This is a genomic window from Pseudomonas xantholysinigenes, assembly GCF_014268885.2.
Classification (GTDB): domain Bacteria; phylum Pseudomonadota; class Gammaproteobacteria; order Pseudomonadales; family Pseudomonadaceae; genus Aquipseudomonas; species Aquipseudomonas xantholysinigenes.
The window spans coordinates 1,155,829-1,171,494 of the sequence record NZ_CP077095.1; the positions used below are offsets into that span (position 1 = coordinate 1,155,829).

The 15,666-nt window shown below is 65.0% G+C and carries 16 protein-coding genes and 1 tRNA gene; 4 read left to right on the top strand and 13 right to left on the bottom strand.

What is annotated here, in order from left to right; genetic code table 11:
- Positions 1 to 21 precede the first annotated feature (21 nt).
- The 7 genes from nadS to HU772_RS05335 all read right to left on the bottom strand — a co-directional run bounded on the left by nadS (position 22) and on the right by HU772_RS05335 (position 5,238).
- Complete coding sequence (nadS, locus tag HU772_RS05305; RefSeq protein WP_186659233.1) at positions 22 to 309, bottom strand: NadS family protein; 288 nt, start codon at positions 307 to 309, stop codon at positions 22 to 24.
- Entirely contained in the window at positions 306 to 626 is a 321-nt protein-coding gene (locus tag HU772_RS05310; protein ID WP_186659230.1) for a type II toxin-antitoxin system RelE/ParE family toxin, read from the bottom strand. Before HU772_RS05310 ends, nadS begins: the two co-directional genes overlap by 4 nt.
- Before the next feature lie 130 nt (positions 627 to 756).
- Positions 757 to 2,457: a SulP family inorganic anion transporter gene (locus tag HU772_RS05315; protein ID WP_186659227.1), complete on the bottom strand. Its 1,701-nt coding sequence runs from the start codon at positions 2,455 to 2,457 to the stop codon at positions 757 to 759.
- A gap of 399 nt (positions 2,458 to 2,856) precedes the next feature.
- Positions 2,857 to 2,930: transfer RNA gene (locus tag HU772_RS05320), tRNA-Gly, on the bottom strand.
- A gap of 115 nt (positions 2,931 to 3,045) precedes the next feature.
- Positions 3,046 to 3,930 carry an alpha/beta fold hydrolase gene (locus tag HU772_RS05325; protein ID WP_186659224.1) on the bottom strand — a complete coding sequence of 295 codons (885 nt, stop codon included), beginning with the start codon at positions 3,928 to 3,930 and terminating at the stop codon, positions 3,046 to 3,048.
- A gap of 362 nt (positions 3,931 to 4,292) precedes the next feature.
- A complete protein-coding gene (locus HU772_RS05330; RefSeq protein WP_186659221.1) occupies positions 4,293 to 4,985 on the bottom strand; it encodes a 16S rRNA pseudouridine(516) synthase in 693 nt (230 codons plus the stop codon).
- Between the two features lie 31 nt (positions 4,986 to 5,016).
- A complete protein-coding gene (locus HU772_RS05335) occupies positions 5,017 to 5,238 on the bottom strand; it encodes a cysteine-rich CWC family protein (protein ID WP_186659218.1) in 222 nt (73 codons plus the stop codon).
- 199 nt (positions 5,239 to 5,437) lie between these two features.
- Between HU772_RS05335 and HU772_RS05340 the strand changes: the two genes are divergently transcribed.
- On the top strand, positions 5,438 to 5,833 hold the full coding sequence (locus HU772_RS05340; RefSeq protein ID WP_186659215.1) for a hypothetical protein: 396 nt from the start codon (positions 5,438 to 5,440) through the stop codon (positions 5,831 to 5,833).
- Positions 5,834 to 5,879: 46 nt separating this feature from the next.
- Here HU772_RS05340 and dspII read toward each other — a convergent pair whose 3' ends face one another.
- A complete protein-coding gene (dspII, locus tag HU772_RS05345; protein WP_186659213.1) occupies positions 5,880 to 6,986 on the bottom strand; it encodes an enoyl-CoA hydratase/isomerase DspII in 1,107 nt (368 codons plus the stop codon).
- Positions 6,987 to 7,114: 128 nt separating this feature from the next.
- On the opposite strand from dspII, the gene ung reads away from it, so the two are divergent.
- On the top strand, positions 7,115 to 7,807 hold the full coding sequence (ung, locus tag HU772_RS05350) for a uracil-DNA glycosylase (protein ID WP_186659210.1): 693 nt from the start codon (positions 7,115 to 7,117) through the stop codon (positions 7,805 to 7,807).
- A gap of 110 nt (positions 7,808 to 7,917) precedes the next feature.
- On the opposite strand, the gene HU772_RS05355 is transcribed toward ung, so the two are convergent.
- From HU772_RS05355 to HU772_RS05375, 5 genes are all read right to left on the bottom strand, one after another.
- A complete protein-coding gene (locus HU772_RS05355; protein ID WP_186659208.1) occupies positions 7,918 to 8,949 on the bottom strand; it encodes an AbrB family transcriptional regulator in 1,032 nt (343 codons plus the stop codon).
- Entirely contained in the window at positions 8,942 to 10,456 is a 1,515-nt protein-coding gene (locus HU772_RS05360; RefSeq protein WP_186659205.1) for a tripartite tricarboxylate transporter permease, read from the bottom strand. Before HU772_RS05360 ends, HU772_RS05355 begins: the two co-directional genes overlap by 8 nt.
- Before the next feature lie 3 nt (positions 10,457 to 10,459).
- Entirely contained in the window at positions 10,460 to 10,918 is a 459-nt protein-coding gene (locus HU772_RS05365) for a tripartite tricarboxylate transporter TctB family protein (RefSeq protein ID WP_186659203.1), read from the bottom strand.
- A 170-nt stretch (positions 10,919 to 11,088) separates the two neighbouring features.
- Entirely contained in the window at positions 11,089 to 12,069 is a 981-nt protein-coding gene (locus HU772_RS05370) for a Bug family tripartite tricarboxylate transporter substrate binding protein (RefSeq protein ID WP_186659200.1), read from the bottom strand.
- Positions 12,070 to 12,114: 45 nt separating this feature from the next.
- Positions 12,115 to 13,404 carry an OprD family porin gene (locus HU772_RS05375; RefSeq protein ID WP_186659197.1) on the bottom strand — a complete coding sequence of 430 codons (1,290 nt, stop codon included), beginning with the start codon at positions 13,402 to 13,404 and terminating at the stop codon, positions 12,115 to 12,117.
- Positions 13,405 to 13,604: 200 nt separating this feature from the next.
- Here HU772_RS05375 and HU772_RS05380 point away from each other — a divergent pair, with 200 nt between their 5' ends.
- Entirely contained in the window at positions 13,605 to 14,276 is a 672-nt protein-coding gene (locus HU772_RS05380; RefSeq protein ID WP_186659194.1) for a response regulator, read from the top strand.
- Positions 14,269 to 15,654, top strand: a complete 1,386-nt coding sequence (locus HU772_RS05385) for a sensor histidine kinase (protein WP_186659191.1) — start codon at positions 14,269 to 14,271, stop codon at positions 15,652 to 15,654. The genes HU772_RS05380 and HU772_RS05385 overlap by 8 nt, the downstream gene beginning before the upstream one ends.
- Positions 15,655 to 15,666 lie beyond the last annotated feature (12 nt).

The following is a 15,666-nucleotide window of genomic DNA, read 5'->3' on the forward strand; positions in this document are numbered from 1 at the left end:
CTTGATCAGGAAAGGCGTGGGTCAGTGGGCGAGTGCCTTGAGCACGTGGTCAGGGTCGTTGTGAATGGCACGCAGCAACGCCTTGGCTGGCCCGGTAGGCTCCCGGCGCCCCTGTTCCCAATTGCGCAGGGTCGCTACCTGAACATCGATCATTTCGGCAAAGCGCGTCTGGGACAACCCGGTCGCCTTGCGGATGTTTTTGACCTGCAGGGCGTCGATCTCGAACTGGCGGGCGGGTTGGCGCCGGCCATGGACGATGGCGTCCATCTGCTCCACGCTTTCCATCAGTTCGTCGAAGAGGCGATTCATGGTTGGCTCCAGTGTGCGATGACGGCTTTCAGTGCTTTGCGTTGCTCGGCATTGAGGTCGGGTTGTTCGTTCTTGGGGTAGATGTAGAGCATTGCAATGTGCGATGCGGATACGAAGTGGTAATAGATCACCCGGGCGCCACCCCGTTTGCCGTGCCCCTTCGCGGCGATGCGGATCTTGCGCAGGCCACCGGTGCCTTCGATCGTATCGCCCGCATCGGGGCACATCAGCAGACGGACCTGCAGCAACCGGTAGCTCTCATCGTCGAGCAGTTCCTGGACGCGTTTGGTGAAGATGGCCGTTTCGGTGAAGAGCATAGCACTGTATACGCCATTGGCGCAGCTTTTCGTCGGGACAAAGCTACGGAGGAAAATGAGGCCTCAGGCTACCCGCTGGGCTTTTGCCGGTGGTGTCATTCTCCTCAACAGAGGGCGTAGTCCCTTTCCCTTACTGCTCTTTCAGCGCCTGGCGGCTTCTGTTGCGCCATACCCGATACGCCCGAATCCCCGCGCGCACCGAGCCGAACAGCAGCTTGTCTTCCATCTCCCGGGCCATCCCCGAGCGCACCAGCATGCGCAGGAAGGTGCCACGGGCGCGGGCAATGGCGAAGTGGATGCCCTGGGCGGCGAGGGTATCGCGTACCTCGCGCAGGGCGGCGATGCCACTGACATCGATACTGGTCACCGCCTCGGCGTCGAACAGCACCACCTGGGTCTGCTCGCTGCCTTGCACGGCGTCGAGCAGGCGCATCTTGAAGTAGTCGGCATTGAAGAACAGGATCGCGTCGTCGAAGCGATACACCAGCAGCCCTGGCACGGTGCGCGCCTCCTTGTGCTGGCGCACGTCCACCTGCCCCTCGACGCCTGGCATCCAGCCAAGCACCGCGTCGGTGGGCTGGTAGATGCTGTACAACAGACGCAGGATGGCTAGGGTCACGGCGAACACGATGCCCGGCAGCACACCCAGGCCGAGCACGCCGACGGTGGTCAGCAGGCACAGCCAGAACTCGAAGCGGCTGAGGCGACGGATTGTCTTGAGCGACTTGACGTCGATCAGCCCCCAGCCGGCCATCAGTAGCACGGCGCCCAGCGCCGCCTGGGGAATCCAGGCCATGGGCGCGGTGAAGAACAGCAGGATCAGCGCGATCACCAGCGCGGCGATGATGCCCACCAGCTGGCTCTTGCCACCGACCATGTCGTTGACCGCGGTGCGCGAGTCGGCGCCGCTGATGGCGAAGCCTTGGGAGATGCCAGCGGCCAGGTTGCTCACGCCGAGGGCGACGAATTCATGGTTGGCGTTGATCGCATAGCCATGGCGGGCGGCGAAGCTGCGGGCGGTGAGCATGGCGCTGCAAAAACTGATGGTGGCGATACCCAGGGCGTCGCGCAGCAGGCTCTTGGTTTCCGCCAGGGTGCTCTGCGGCCAGGCCAGCTCGGGGATACCAGCCGGCACCGGGCCGAGGATCGCCACGCCGAAGCGGTCAAGGCCGAACAGCCCGGCCAGGGCGGTGAACACCACCACGGTGACCAGCGCTGCCGGTAGCCGCGGGTGACGCCGGGGCAGCCAGATCAGCAGGCCGAGCGCGGCCAGGCCGATGACCAGGGTCAGCCAGTGGATCTCGCCCAGGCGTTGGAGGAAATTGACCAGGCTGAGGATGAATCCGTCGCCTTCGATCGTGAACCCCACCACCTTCGACAATTGCCCGGCGATCAGGCTCAGGCCGATGCCGTTGAGGTAACCGATCAGGATCGGCCGGGAGAAGAAGCTGGCGATAAAGCCCGCCCGTGCCACCCCGGCGGCGATCAGCATCGCCCCCACCAGCACGGTGACGATCACCGACAGTTCGGCGATGCGCTGTGGATCGCCCATGGCCAGTGGCGCCACGGCGCCGCCGATCATGGCACAGGTGGCGGCATCAGGGCCGACCATCAATTGGCGCGAACTGCCGATCAGGGCGTAGACCATCATTGGCAGCACGCAGGCGTACAGGCCGTATTGCGGTGGCAGGCCGACGATCTGTGCATAGGCGATGGCGATGGGGATCTGGATCGCGGCCACTGACAGCCCGGCCTGCACGTCGGCATGGAACCATTCGCGGCGGTAGTGCAGCAGGTTGGCCAGGCCCGGTAGCCAGCGAGAAAGAAACATGCGCAGTCCTTTGGAAATGTTTCGGGAAGCTTAGGTGTATGCGCCGACAGCCGCTGCGCGTGCACGGCGATTCTGGCGCAGGCCAGGCGGGATGGCCATGGGCCAGGTCAATGAAAGGTTGTGGTGGTGGGAGCAACTGTCTTGCTCAACTGATAAAGCCAGCGCGGTCGCTGTGGGAGCGGCTTCAGCCACGAAGCAAGCGACGCGGTGTTCACGGGAGAGCCTGCTCTCATAGGGATCGCGCCAGATTGAGCAATACTGTTGCGCTCACGTCGATGAACGCATCCTGATCGCACAATGAACAAGGCCCGACTAGCGTATGCGCCAGTCGGGCCTTGTGCGTGGATTCGGGATGTTGCCGGAAGCTCGACGGATGCAGCGGATTGTCCGGAGCAAAATTGGAGCGGGTAGAGGGAATCGAACCCTCAACTAAAGCTTGGGAAGCTTTCGTTTTGCCACTAAACTATACCCGCTTCGGCGCTCGACTTTTTACCATAACCCCCCTCGAATTAGAAGCCCGAGGTTATAAAAAGCCTGTCGGCGGCCCGCAGCCTGTGGGTAGAGGAGGGCTACAGGTCGCCGATGCGCTCAGATTGCCAGTGCATGTTGCCCCTGTACCGGTGTGTAGCGTTGGCGGACCTCGCGCACGGTCGGCTTGAGGAAGCCGAGCATGGCGCTGCGGGTGTCCTCGCAGGCGGCCTTGTGTTCCATGTCGAGGAAGTGGCCGGCGTCGCGGATCACGCTGAACTGGCTACGTCCCACATGTTGGCTGAACTGGCGAGCATCCTCGACGGTGGTGTACTCGTCGCGGTCGCCGTTGATGAACAGCACCGGGATGGCGATGTTGCGCGCCGCCCGCAATGCCCGTTCCAGGTCATGTTCGAGCACCTGATTGATGTGGAAGTGCATCTGCGCGTACTCGTGGCTGTCGAGGCTGCTGACGTGCCGGTAGTTGAAGCGCTTGAACAGCGACGGCAGGTGCTTGCCGATGGTGTCGTTGACCAGGTTGCCGACCTGGTAGCGATCGCAGGCGGCCAGGTATTGGCAGCCTCGCTCCAGGTAGTCGCGCATCGGCTCGTTGATCACCGGCGAGAACGAGCTGACGATGGCCTTCTTCACCAGCCGTGGCTGGTGCGCCAGCGCCAGCAGGGTGCAGGCGCCCCCCCAGGAGAACGACATCACATGGTCGGCATGGAAGTGCTCGATCAGTTCGAGGAGGATGTGCGCCTCGGTCTCCTTGGTGAGCAGCCGCTCGTGGCGGTTGTGCGGCTTGGACTTGCCGGCATAGGGCTGGTCGTACAGCACCACGTTGAACTGCGGGTGCAGGTTGCGCACGGTCTGCGCGAACGATGCCGTGGTCGCCAGCGAGCCATTGATCAGGATGATTGTCTTTTCGGCGCCTTGGGCGCGATGGAACTCCGTGTAAACCCGGTACTGCCCTTGGATATCAAGTACAGCGATTTCTGGCCTCATGTCATCGACTCCTGGCGCAAAAAGGGTATTCGCGTCACCTAGGGTGCACGTTCTTTATGACAGGTAGGCATTTGCCTGGAAGAGAAACCGGTGGGCCCTGGTGTCGATCCTTGACGCGTTTGTCGACGGTAATTGTTGTGGCGGGCGATTGCCGTGCCCCAGAGCATCGAGACCCCGGGTGGCCGGCAAGGGCGTCTTGGACTGCGGTTGTGACCGATTGGTCACATGCGGACCGACGAGTTAGCAGTCAAGCAGCGGCGGCGGGATCGCGCAAGTGCCGCTCAGAGGATCTTTTGCCAGAAAGCGCCGAACGGTTTGGGTGCCGTGCGCGCGCAGACAGGCTCCTCGCAGGAGCCGCTGGATCAAACAGCGGCGATTTCCGCCGAACTCAAGGCCCTGAACTCACCGGGAGCCAATGCTGGGTCCAACTCGATCGGCCCCATGCGCTCTCGGTGCAGCCCTACCACTTTGTTCTGGAAGTACCCGAACATCCGCTTGACCTGGTGGTATCGCCCTTCGACGATCGCCAACCTGGCCTCGCGGGGAGCGAGGATGTCCAGTTGGGCGGGCAGGGTGGTGAGGTCTTCGAAGGCGAAATAGAAGCCCTCACGGAACTTGTCGACATAATGCGTGCCGATTTCGTCCTCGGTCTGTACCCGGTAGACCTTCGGCAACTTCGTGCGCGGCTGGGTCAGGCGCCGCGACCACTGCCCGTCGTTGGTCAGGATCATCAGCCCGGTGGTGTTGTAGTCCAGGCGCCCGGCGATATGCAGGTCGTCACGCAACTCAGCTGGCAGCAAGTCGAGGACAGTCTGGTGTTGCGGATCCTGGGTGGCGCTGACACACCCCGTGGGTTTGTGCAGCATCAGGTAGCGCGGCGGGCGGCCGGCCTGGTGCAGTTGTTCGTCGACTTCGACGCGGCTGAACTCACGGACCTCGTGCAGCGGGTCGGCCACCACTGCACCGTCCACCCGCACGCGGCGCTGGATCAGCAGCAGGCGTACTTGTTGGCGGTTGTAGCAGGGCAGGTTGCCGAGGAATCGGTCGAGGCGCATGCAGGCGAGTCGTTGAAGAGCGGCGTGCAGTCTAGCGGATCGCAGGTCGCGATGCTGCCTTGAGTTGCGCGTCCACCTGCGCGCAGCGCGGGCACAGGCAGGCTTGGTCGCGCAATTCGGCGGGCAACGCCTGAAGGATTGCCGGGTCGATGCTCACGCTGAAGCACCAGCAGCCTTGGGTGGCGCTACCTGGATCGGCCAGGCCACACTGGTTCAAGGCGCCGCAGGCGGGGCAATGGCGAGGGTCGGGCATGATCGGTTCCAGGCGTCGGGCTGCTCAGTATATCGGAGCGCATTGCAGGGGCGCGCCGGGTAGGACGAGCTGTTTCAATTTGTTGCGAAAATCGCACCGAACCCCGACGGCGTTGTCTGATCCTGTGTCGATGAACGCATTGTCGTCGACGCCCGCCAGCGCCGCTGTGCCGGGCATCCTCGCGGTCCAGGAGGCCGCCATGTACCTTCGAATCCTGCTCATTGTCCTGCTGGGCCTGCTGACATCCGCCTGCGCTCCGTACTATGCGGGCGGTGGCTATTATCGCAGCGACTACTACACCACCGATCGCTACGTGTACCCCGGTTACTATCGTCAAGACCGTTACTACGTGGCGCCACAGCCGCGTTACTACTACCAGCCCGCGCCGCGCTACTACCGGCCGTACCCTGCGCCTGGCATGCAGCCGCGCTGGCATGGCAACCCACGCTACGACTACGGTAATCGCCAGCGCTACGACTACGGTGGTGACCGCAACCGCAACGATTACCGCCATGACACCCGCGATGGCCGCGGGGATCGTTGGCATTCGAACCGGCAGGGTAACCAGAGAGGCAACTCCAACTGGCAGCATTGATGGCCGCCGGTAGCGGGCTCCCTCGCGCGAAGCTGCTTGCTTGAAGTCAGTCCAGCTCCGCCAGCGGGTGGCGCCCCTCCCATACCTTGGTGAAGTGTGCCGCGACCACCGCCGATGGCACTTGCGCCACATCCGGCCAATGCCAGTGCGGTGTGTTGTCCTTGTCCAGCAACCGCGCGCGCACCCCTTCGCTGAACTCCGGATGTCGGCAGCAGTTCAGGCTCATCGTGTATTCCATCTGGAACACCTGGGCCAACGAAAGGTAGCGCGCACGGTGGATCTGTTCCCACACCAGGTGCGCGGTCAGCGGGCAACCTTCGTGCAGGCGCTGGCCCGCCGCCGCCAATAGCGGGTCAGGGTGCCTGGCCAGGCCTGCCAGCGCACGCCAGGCCGCCACCGGGTCGGCTACGTCGAGCACCTCATCGATCACTGTCCGCCGTGCCAGCCATTGGCCTTCGGGCAGTTCTGCGCAAGCGCGGTGCTGTTCGGCCTTGAGCAAGCTGTTGAGCTGTAGCGCGGTCTGCTCCTGCCAGTTCAATTGCAGCAGTTCTTCGATCAGTGCCTCTTGCTGATACTCGCCCAGGAAGCGATCGGCCAGCCCCAGGTCCAGGGCATCGCGGGCATTGATTGTTGCGCCGGTCAGGCCGAGGAACAGGCCGAGCTTGCCGGGCAGGCGGGCGAGAAACCAGCTGGCGCCGACATCCGGGTACAGGCCGATGCTGATTTCCGGCATGGCCAGGCGGCTGCTGGGGGTGACGATGCGCGCCGCGGCGCCTTGCAACAGCCCCATGCCGCCGCCCAGCACATGGCCGTGGCCCCAGCACAGCAGCGGCTTGGGGTAGGTATGCAGGCGATGGTCCAGGCGATACTCGCTGGCGAAGAAGCTGGCGGCCAATGGCGGTACGCTGCCGGGGTGCTCACGGCAGGCCTGCACCAACGCCCGCACATCGCCCCCGGCACAGAAGGCCTTGGGCCCATTGCCGCGCAGCAGCACGCAGACGATGCCTGGGTCTTGCGCCCAGGCCTGCAACTGCTCGTCGAGCACCTCGATCATTGGCAGGGTCAGGGCGTTGAGCGCCTTGGCCGCATCCAGGGTGGCGATGCCGATACGGGCTCCGTCGGCACCAGTGAGTACCTCGCAGTGAATGGACATGGGCTACCTCGCGCAGGTCATCCCACCAGTATGGCTGCCTGGCGCGAAGCTGCCGGTCGCCGGTCGGATCGATTGACAAGCCGGCGCAGCTTTCCTAGTGTCGCGCCACTTTGCTATTGGATGCCCCCATGACCGACGACGATCGCATCAAACTCGAGCCCAGCTGGAAAGCCGCGCTGCGCGCCGAGTTCGACCAGCCCTACATGCACCAGCTACGTGAGTTCCTGCGGGCCGAACATGCCGCCGGCAAGGAGATCTACCCGCCGGGGCCGCTGATCTTCAATGCCCTGAACTCCACGCCGCTGGACCAGGTCAAGGTGGTCATCCTCGGCCAGGACCCCTACCACGGCCCGGGCCAGGCCCATGGCCTGTGTTTCTCGGTGCAGCCTGGCATCCCTACGCCGCCATCGCTGGTCAATATCTACAAGGAGTTGCAGCGCGACCTCAACCTGCCGATCCCTGCTCATGGATACCTGCAAAGCTGGGCCGAGCAGGGCGTGTTGTTGCTCAACACCACCATGACCGTGGAGCGCGCCAATGCCGCGTCCCACGCGAAAAAAGGCTGGGAGTTCTTCACCGACCGGATCATCCAGGTGGTCAGCGAACAGTGCCCGAACGTGGTGTTCCTGCTGTGGGGCGCCCATGCGCAGAGCAAGCAGAAGCTGATCGACGCCAGCAAGCACCTGGTGCTCAAGTCGGTGCATCCGTCGCCGTTGTCGGCCTACCGTGGGTTCTTTGGTTGCGGACATTTCAGCCGCACCAACAGCTTCTTGCAGCAACGCGGGATGGCGCCGATCGATTGGGCGTTGCCGCCGCTGTGATTGGCTGGGGGCGTCTTCGCGGGTAAACCCGCTCCCACTGAGAATGCGCTGCCTTTCAGGGCCAGCGCTGTACCGGTGGGAGCGGGTTTACCCGCGAAGAAGCCAGCACATCATGACTGGCTGGCATTCCAGCGCCGGAACAACGGCTCGGCCAGGAACAGCACGAACAACAATCGCATGACTTGCAACGCCGTCACCAACGGCACCGACAGTTGCAGCGTCTCTGCCGTCAGGCTCATCTCGGCGATGCCGCCTGGCATCATCCCCAAGGTCAACGAGCGCAGGTCAAGTTGCGTGAGCAGGCTCAACGCCCACGCCGCGCCTGCGGCGATCAGCATGCACAACCCCGTGGCCAGCAAGGTGCGGCCGAGGAACGACGGCGCGCGGCGGAAGAATGCCCGGTTGAAGTGGCAGGCCAGGCCGCTGCCGATCAACCATTGGCCAATCTGGCTGGCGCCATTGGGCAGGCCGATCTGCAGATTGCCGGCAAGGCTTATCGTGGCGGCCACCAACAACGGCCCGAACAGCCACGGATTGGGTTGGCGCAGGCGTTGCCAGATCAGCGCCACCACAACGCCCAGCGGCGCGATCAAGGCCAGCCAGCCCCAACTGACACTGCCGGTGTGATTCAGCGGCATGCCATCGCCCAGCAGAAACTTGAACAGCGCCGGCACGCACAGTACAACCGCCAGCACCCGCAAGCTCTGCGCTGCGGCCACCTGGCTGAGGACCGCGCCGTTGCGTGCGCCCAGGTTGACCATCTCTCCCGAGCCGCCCGGCATGCTGGCGAAAAATGCCGTGGCGCGGTCCTCGCCAGTGCGCCGCAGCAACCACACGCTGATCACGCTGGACAGCGTGGTGAACAGTGCGCCGAAGAAGATCAGGGCAAAGTGGTCGGCGACCTGCTCGATCACCGCCGGGGTGAAATGCAGGCCGATACCGATGCCGATGATCCATTGGCCGCACTTGCGGCCGTTGGGTATTTCCGGCAACAACCAGGGCGTCAGGCAGCGCACCAGGATGATCGCCAGCAACGAGCCGACCATCCAGGGCAAGGGCCAGCCAACCTTGCTGGCGAGAAACCCGCCCGCAAGGCCGACCAGCCCGGTGGCCCAGAACAGCGGAACCGACCGATCAGGCATCGGCCACGGCCCGGCGTTGCTGGACCCGTTTGCGCCAGATACGCAGCAGCGGCAGGCTCAGCATGCACACCACCAGCACCCACACACCCATGCTGATCGGGCTCGACCAGAGGATGCCCAGCTCGCCATTGGAGATCGACAGCGCACGGCGCAGGTTCTGCTCCATCAGCCCACCGAGGATGAACCCGAGCAGGATTGGCGACAGCGGGAAGTCCAGCTTGCGCAGGATGTAGCCCATGATGCCGATGCCGACCATCAGGAACAGGTCGAAGGTGGTGGCATGCACGGCGTACACGCCGATCGCGGTGATGATCGCGATCACCGGCACCAGCGCCCAGTTCGGCACGGCGAGGATGCGGGTGAAGATGCGGATCATCGGGATGTTCAGGATCACCAGCATGATGTTGGCGATGAACAGCGAGGCGATCAGGCCCCAGACGATGTCCGGCTGCTGTTCGAACAGCAGCGGGCCGGGGGTGATGTTGTACAGGGTCAGCGCGCCGATCATCACCGCGGTGGTGCCCGAGCCGGGGACGCCGAGGGTCAGCATCGGCACCAGGGCGCCGCAGCAGGAAGCGCCGATGGCGGTTTCCGGGGCAGCCAGGCCACGGGCGTCGCCCTTGCCGAAGTTGCCCTTGTCGCCGGCCATGCGTTTTTCGGTCATGTAGGCCACGGCGCTGGCCAGGGTCGCGCCGGCACCGGGCAGCACGCCCATGAAGAAGCCGAGCAGGCCGCAGCGGATGTTGACGAAGAACACCGAGGCCGCTTCCTTGAAGTTGAACAGCATGCGCCCGGTGGCCTTGACCGCGATATGGCCGTGGTGGGTCTTTTCCAGCAGCAGGAGGATCTCGCTGATGGAGAACAGACCCAGCACCAGCACCACGAACTGGATGCCATCGGCCAGGTGCACGCTGTCACCGGTGAAGCGGTACACGCCGCTGTTGGCATCGATGCCCACCGCCGACAGGAACAGGCCGATCAGCGCGGCGATGAAGGTCTTCAGCGGCTTGTCGCCGGCCATGCCGCCAAGGGCGACGATGGCGAACACCATCAGCACGAAGTACTCCGCCGGGCCGAAGGCGATCGCCCATTTCGCCAGCAGCGGGGCGAACAGCACCATGCCGCAGGTGGCGATCAGGGCGCCGATGAACGAGCTCCAGGCCGACAGCGACAGGGCCACGCCGGCCAGGCCCTGGCGCGCCATGGGGTAGCCGTCGAGGGTGGTCATCACGGTGGAGGCTTCGCCGGGGATGTTCAGCAGGATCGAGCTGATGCGCCCGCCATACTCGCAGCCCAGGTACACGGCGGCCAGCAGGATCAGCGCCGACTCCGGCGGCAGGCCGAGGGCGAAGGCGATGGGGATCAGCAGGGCCACGCCGTTGATCGGGCCCAGGCCTGGCAGCAGGCCGACCACGGTGCCGATCAGGGTGCCGGTCAGGGCGGTGACCAGGTTGTACGGGCTCAGGGCGACGCCGAAGCCCTGGCCGAGGTAGCTCAAGGTATCCATGTGTCAGTTCTCCAGTACGTCGAGCAGGCCGAGGGGTAGGGGCACGTCCATCACGCGGTCGAACAGCCAGTAGAGGAAAATGCTCATGCCGATCACCACGATGGCGCTGTGCAGCCAGCGGCCGCCGTACAGGCGCGCCATGGGCACGCCCACCAGCGCCGCGCTGAGGATGAAGCCCAGGGTTTCGAAGGTGGCGGCGAAGACGAGCAGCAGGCCAACGCAGGCGGCGATCTTGATCAGGGTTTCGCGGTCCAGTTCCGGTTCGTCGTCCTTGCGCACGATGGGCGTGGGGCGGATCGCCAGGTAGAGCAAGCCCAGGCCCATCAGCCCGAGCATCAGCAGCGGGTAGGCGCGCGGGCCCACCGGTTCATAGGAAAACGCGGCCTGGTAGGGCCAGGCCATGACGGCCAGGGCGGCGCATACCGCCAGCAGGGCCAGGGCGAAGAGGCGTTGCAGGATCATGGGGGAATCCTCATGGTTCATCGGCATGACACGGCCCCTGTAGGAGCGGCCTCGTGTCGCGAAAGGACTGCACAGCAGCCCCGGCACTTCATGCTGCGAAGCTGAAATCCTGGGGCCGCTGCGCAGCCCTTTCGCGACACGAGGCCGCTCCTACAGGGATCGTGGGAGGCTTACTGGATCAGCCCGAATTCCCGGGCCAGCATCTTGTAGTCCGCCACTTGCTTCTTCACATAGCCATCGAGCTCTTCACCGGTCATGGCGAACGGGAACAGTTCGCGCTGGTCACGCAGCTTGGCGAAGTCCTCGGAGGCCAGCAGCTTGTCGAACGAAGCCTTCCACCAGGCGTAGTCCTCGTCGCTGACCTTCGGCCCCAGATAGAAACCGCGCACCACTGGCCAGACGATGTCGTAGCCCTGCTCCTTGGCGGTGGGGATGTCTTTCATTTCTGGCTCGTCCAGGCGCTTGTCGGAGAACACCGCGAGGATGCGCATGCTGCCGCTCTGGATGTGCGGCATGGAGTCGGAAATGTCGGTGGAACCCACCTGGATGTGCCCGCCGAGCAACGCCGTGGCGATCTCGCCACCGCCTTCCAGGGCTACGTAGCGCAAGTCGCGCGGGTTGATGCCGGCGGCCTTGGCGATCAGCGCGGTCTGCATCCAGTCCTGGCTGCCGACGGTGCCACCCGAGCCGATCACCACCTTGCTCGGGTCTTTCTTCAGTGCCGCCACCAGGTCGTCGAGAGTCTTGTAGGGCGAGTCGCTTTTCACCGCGATGGCGCCGTAGCTGGTACCGACCGCCGCCAGCCATTTCACCGCGTTCTCATCGAAGCGGCCGAACTTGCCCTGGGCCAGGTTCAGCAGCGAGCCGCTGGACCAGGCCACCAGGGTACCGGCGTCGCCCGGTCGCTGGGCGACCACGGCGTTGTAGGCGACCGCGCCAACACCGCCGGGCATGTAGGTCACCCGCATCGGCTTGCTGAGGATCTTCTCGTTGACCAGGGCGCTTTGCACCAGCTTGCAGGTCAGGTCGAAACCGCCGCCGGGCGAGGCCGGGGCGATGCATTCGGGGCGTTTCGGTTCCGCGGCCAGGGCGTTGCCGGCCAACAGCAGGCAACCGGTGGCGAGGACGAGGCGGCGCAGTGAAAAGGTCATCGTCTAACTCCGTGAGCGTTGTTGTTATGGGGTACCGCTAATGGCTTACCACAGGGCCACGCTGTAGCTCACCAGCAGCCGCACCTCGTCCGCGTCGCGGGCGAAGTTGGAGCGGAAGGTGGCGTTGCGTAGGCGCACGGCGACGTTTTTCAACGGGCCGCTTTGTACCACGTACTTCAGTTCGGTGTTGCGTTCCCACTCCTTGCCCTCGCCACCGGCGGCGCGGCTGACGTTGTCGCCGCTGAGGTAGCGGGTCATGAAGGTCAGTCCGGGGATGCCCAGGGCGGCGAAGTTGTAGTCGTAGCGCGCTTGCCAGGAGCGCTCGTCGGCGCCTGCGAAGTCGTTGATCTGGACGAAGTTGACCAGGTAGGGGTCGGCGCCGTCGATGTAGGGGAAGGCGCTGTCGCCGGACAGCTGCTGCCAGGCGCCGCTGAGCTTGTGCCCGCCCAGGCTGTAGCTGAGCATGCCGTTGAAGGTGGTGTTGTCGATGCGCCCGGCCTTGGCCGCGCCGGCATCGTCGCTCAGCGCCAGGCGCAGGTCGGCGCCGAAGGTGCCCGGGCCCCAGGGCTGGCTGGCGACCAGGCCGATGAAATGCTGGCGATAGATGTCGTCGAGCTGGGCGAAGTGATAGCTGCCGGTGATGCGGTCGGTGAACTGGTAATCCAGGCCACCGGTATCGAAGTGGTCGGCGCTGAACGTGCCGCCGAAACGGCCGTTCTTGTTGTTCAGGGCCAGGTCTTCCCAGTTGGTGTCGTTGCGGTCCTTGGCCTTTTCCAGGCGCGCGCCGGTGAAGGTCAGGCCCTTGATCTCCTTCGAGGTGACCAGGCCGCCTTCGAAGGTCTGCGGCAGGATGCGCCCGTCGTTGGGCTGCAGGGTGGGCAGTTCGGGGATCAGCGTGCCGATCTTGAGTTCGGTCTGCGAGACCTTGACCTTGCCGGTCAGGCCGAGCTTGGAATATTCGTCGGCGGCCTTGCCGTTGTCGTGGGTCGGCAGCAGGCCGGTGTCGGTGCGGTCGGGGCTGGAGTCGAGCTTGATGCCGAGCATGCCCAGTGCGTCCAGGCCAAAGCCCACGGTGCCTTCGGTGTAGCCCGACTCGAAGTTGAGCATGAAGCCCTGGGCCCATTCATCGCGCTTGGATTGCTGCTTGCTGGTACCGTCGCGGAAGTCGCGGTTGAAGTACATGTTGCGGGTTTCGAAGGTAGCCGTGCTGTCTTCGAAGAAGGCGGCCTGGCTCATGGGCGCGACACCGGCAAGGGCGAAGGCGCTGGCGAGGGCGGAAGGTCGGGCGGCGAACGAACGGGTAGGCGCGAACGCCTGCGGCTGCATGGACAGCATCGTCGGTGACTCCATTTATTGTTCTTATGTGTTGCACCTTGCTGGTGCTTTTGCCGGCGCGCGGGGCGACCGTGGTGCGATGCTAGGCAACCAACCTTTCGCTAACCTTTCAGCGTGAAAGGTTTCCCGCGAGGGCTTCACAGGCCCCGCCACGGCGGTACACTCCGCGCAAAAAGCCCATGCCGGGCAGGGAGAATCCGATGCGAGTGTTGCTGGTCGAAGACCACCTGCAACTGGCTGAAAGCGTGGCCCAGGCGCTCAAGAGCCAGGGCCTGACCGTGGATGTGCTGCACGATGGCATCGCCGCCGACCTGGCGTTGGCCTGCGAGGATTACGCCGTGGCGGTGCTGGATGTGGGCCTGCCGCGGCTGGATGGCTTCGAGGTGCTGGCGCGCCTGCGTGGGCGCGGCAAGACCCTGCCGGTGCTGATGCTGACCGCGCGCAGCGATGTGAAGGACCGCGTGCATGGCCTGAACCTTGGCGCCGACGATTACCTGGCCAAGCCCTTCGAGCTGACCGAGCTGGAGGCGCGGGTCAAGGCGCTGCTGCGTCGCAGCGTGCTCGGTGGCGAGCGTCAGCAGCGCTGCGGGCCGCTGGTCTATGACCTGGATACCCGGCGCTTCAGTCTCGAGGATGCGCCGCTGACCCTGACCCAGCGCGAACAGAGCGTGCTCGAGGCGCTGATCGCCCGCCCGGGGCGAGTGATGAGCAAGGAGCAACTGGCCGCCCAGGTGTTCGGCCTGGACGAGGAAGCCAGCCCCGACGCCATCGAGATCTATATCCACCGTCTGCGCAAGAAGCTCGATGGGCACCCAGTGCACATCGTCACCTTCCGCGGCCTGGGCTACTTGCTCGAGCACCGCGATGCGTGACAACGGCAGCCTGCGCGGGCGCTTGCTCGGCAACCTGGCGCTACTGTTGGTGGTGCTGATGCTGGCCAGCGGCCTGAGTGCCTACTGGAATGGCCGCGAGGCTGCCGACACCGCCTACGATCGCACCCTGCTGGCGTCGGCGCGGACCATCGCCGCCGGCCTGTCACAGCGCGACGGCACCCTCAGCGCCGATGTGCCTTATGTGGCCCTGGACACCTTTGCCTACGACAGCGCCGGACGTATCTACTACCAGGTGCTGGATATCCACCAGAAGCTGATCTCCGGCTACGAGCACCTGCCGCCGCCCCCGCCGGGCACGCCGCGCACCGACGATTACCCGGCCCTGGCTCGTTTCTACAACGCCACCTACCTGGGTCAGGATGTGCGCGTGGTCAGCCTGCTCAAGGCGGTCAGCGAGCCAAACATGAATGGCATGGCCGAGATTCGCGTGGCCGAGACCGAGGAGGCGCGGGTGCGCATGGCCCGTGGCTTGATGGCCGACACGCTGCTGCGCCTGGGCATGCTGGCGCTCGGCGCGTTGGTGATGGTGTGGTTCGCGGTCAGCGCCGCGTTGCGCCCGCTGGAGCGTCTGCGCACGGCGGTGGAGGAGCGCCAGCCGGACGACCTGCGCGCCTTGCCGGTGGTGCAGGTACAGCGCGAACTGGGGCCATTGGTGCGGGCCCTGAATCACTTCACCGAACGCTTGCGTGGCCAGTTCGAGCGCCAGGCGCAATTCATTGCCGATGCCGCCCATGAGCTGCGCACGCCGTTGGCCGCGCTCAAGGCCAGGGTCGAGTTGGGCCTGCGCTCGCGGGAGCCTGAGGAGTGGCGCAGGACCCTGGAGGCCGCCGCCCAGGGCACCGACCGCCTGACTCACCTGGCCAACCAGTTGCTGTCGCTGGCGCGGGTGGAAAACGGTGCCCGGGCCATCGCCGAAGGCGGCGCCCAGCGCCTGGATCTGAGCCAGCTGGCCCGCGAGCTGGGCATGGCCATGGCACCGCTGGCCCATGCACGTGGCGTGGCCTTGGCGCTGGAGGCCGAGGCGCCGGTGTGGCTCAAGGGCGAACCGACCCTGCTCAACGAGTTGCTCAGCAACCTGGTGGACAATGCCTTGGCGCACACGCCGCCCGGTGGCGATGTGATCCTGCGGGTGCTGGCGCCGGCAGTGCTCGAGGTCGAGGACGACGGGCCGGGGATTCCCCAGGATGAGCGCGAGCGGGTATTCGAACGTTTCTATCGACGCAGTGCGCAGGGCAGTGGGCTGGGCCTGGCGATCGTCGGCGAGATCTGCCGGGCGCACCTGGCACAGATCAGCCTGCATGATGGCGAGCGAGGCGGCTTGAAGGTTCGGGTCAGCTTCATTGGCGAACAGGCATGACCCTGGTTGCAC